The 1,498-nt window shown below is 74.3% G+C and carries 2 protein-coding genes and 3 tRNA genes; all 5 read left to right on the top strand.

The window, feature by feature from the left end; genetic code table 11:
* The first annotated feature begins 187 nt into the window (after positions 1 to 187).
* A complete protein-coding gene (locus GTQ99_RS23190; protein WP_338075214.1) occupies positions 188 to 616 on the top strand; it encodes an SsgA family sporulation/cell division regulator in 429 nt (142 codons plus the stop codon).
* A 166-nt stretch (positions 617 to 782) separates the two neighbouring features.
* A tRNA-Gly gene (locus GTQ99_RS23185) sits at positions 783 to 855 on the top strand.
* A gap of 31 nt (positions 856 to 886) precedes the next feature.
* Positions 887 to 960 (top strand) — tRNA-Cys (locus GTQ99_RS23180).
* A gap of 29 nt (positions 961 to 989) precedes the next feature.
* Positions 990 to 1,064 (top strand) — tRNA-Val (locus tag GTQ99_RS23175).
* Positions 1,065 to 1,296: 232 nt separating this feature from the next.
* The coding region (locus GTQ99_RS23170; RefSeq protein WP_205708094.1) for a hypothetical protein at positions 1,297 to 1,498 on the top strand (202 nt) is incomplete at its 3' end.

The raw sequence follows: 1,498 nt of genomic DNA, 5'->3' as shown, positions 1-1,498 counted from the left end.
CCCCCGACGAGCCCCCCGACGAGCCCTGCGACGACCGTCCGGGAGCCGGGTGACGGGCGGGGGAACCGACGACGACGCGCCCGCGTCCCAGTTGCGTCGTTCGGGTGTTTCAGAAGCCCGCGCGGTGGGAAACTCCTGGACACGGTCGCTGGAGCCCGTCAGCGGCCATGAGCACACGGAGGTCGACGTGCCTGCACTGCCGCACCGCAAGACCGAGGTCGACGTCGACGTGTCGTTGCGCCTGCGGACCGCCAGCGGTCCCGGACTCCCCGTCCCCGCCAGCCTCCACTACGGAGCTGACGACCCCTACGCCATCCACGCGGTCTTCCGCGGGGGCGACACGGACGTGGAGTGGGTCTTCGCCCGCGACCTGCTGAGGGAGGGGATGACCGCACCCGCCGGCACCGGCGACGTGCAGGTGCGGCCCTGCTCCGACTCCCTCGACGGCCGCCCCCGCGTCCTGCTGCGCCTGTCGTCGCCCGACGGCAACGCGGAGCTGGAGGCCGACGAGGCCGACGTGCGGCGCTTCCTGCGCCGCGCCGACGCGCTCGTCCCGCCGGGGCGCGAGACCCGCCACCTGGACCTGGACGAGCTCATCGCCCGGCTGGTGTCCTGACGCGCGGCAGCTCGACGTGGCGCAGCCCGCCCCGGCACCGACGCCGCGGCGGGTTGCTGCGCGTCCGGCACCGGGCGGGGGCGATTTGGCCTCCCGGCCCGGCGTCGGCTACTGTTTTCAACGCCACGGGGAACCGGCCGGGAACGGCGGGGGACGCGGTGGACATGCGGACGTAGCGCAGTTGGTAGCGCATCACCTTGCCAAGGTGAGGGTCGCGGGTTCGAGTCCCGTCGTCCGCTCGGGGGTCGGCTTGCGGGGCGCGAGCCTCACGGTGGAGTGGCCGAGAGGTTAGGCAGCGGCCTGCAAAGCCGTCCACACGGGTTCGAATCCCGTCTCCACCTCCACCGCACTGGGTAGCTCCTGGTGTGGACGAGGGCGATTGGCGCAGCGGTAGCGCGCTTCCCTGACACGGAAGAGGTCACTGGTTCGATCCCAGTATCGCCCACCACCCCCGCTCGAAGAGGGCCGCACCTGCCGGTGCGGCCCTCTTCGCGTCCCGCCCCGGCTCCGCGAGGACCGGCGGGCCCGGCAGGACAGGCGGGGCCGGCGAGCACCGCCCGCAGCCAGCCGGGCACGAGCGGTCACGCCGTCACCCGCTTGCCGCAACCCCCTGCGGCCCAACGAGTCAACCGCGCCCGAACTCCCAGCGGACACCCCGGCCCGGGACGTACGGTCCTGCCATGGCACGCTCCCGCCCGCTCCCCCCGCACCCGCTGCGCGTCCTCTTCGTCGAGGGCCACCTCCGGGAGAACGGGGGCCTGCGCGTCGTGCTGGAGCTGGCGCGGCGCTTCGTGAGCGACGGGGTGCCCACGACCGTCTTCGCGCTGGAGGACGTCACCGACGCGGCGACGGCCCGCCCCGACGCCTCGGTGCGGCTGGCCC

It is taken from the genome of Kineococcus vitellinus, assembly GCF_009906315.1.
Lineage (GTDB): Bacteria > Actinomycetota > Actinomycetes > Actinomycetales > Kineococcaceae > Kineococcus > Kineococcus vitellinus.
Note: the sequence above shows the minus strand (reverse complement) of the source record. Positions and strands in the feature narration are given on the sequence as shown.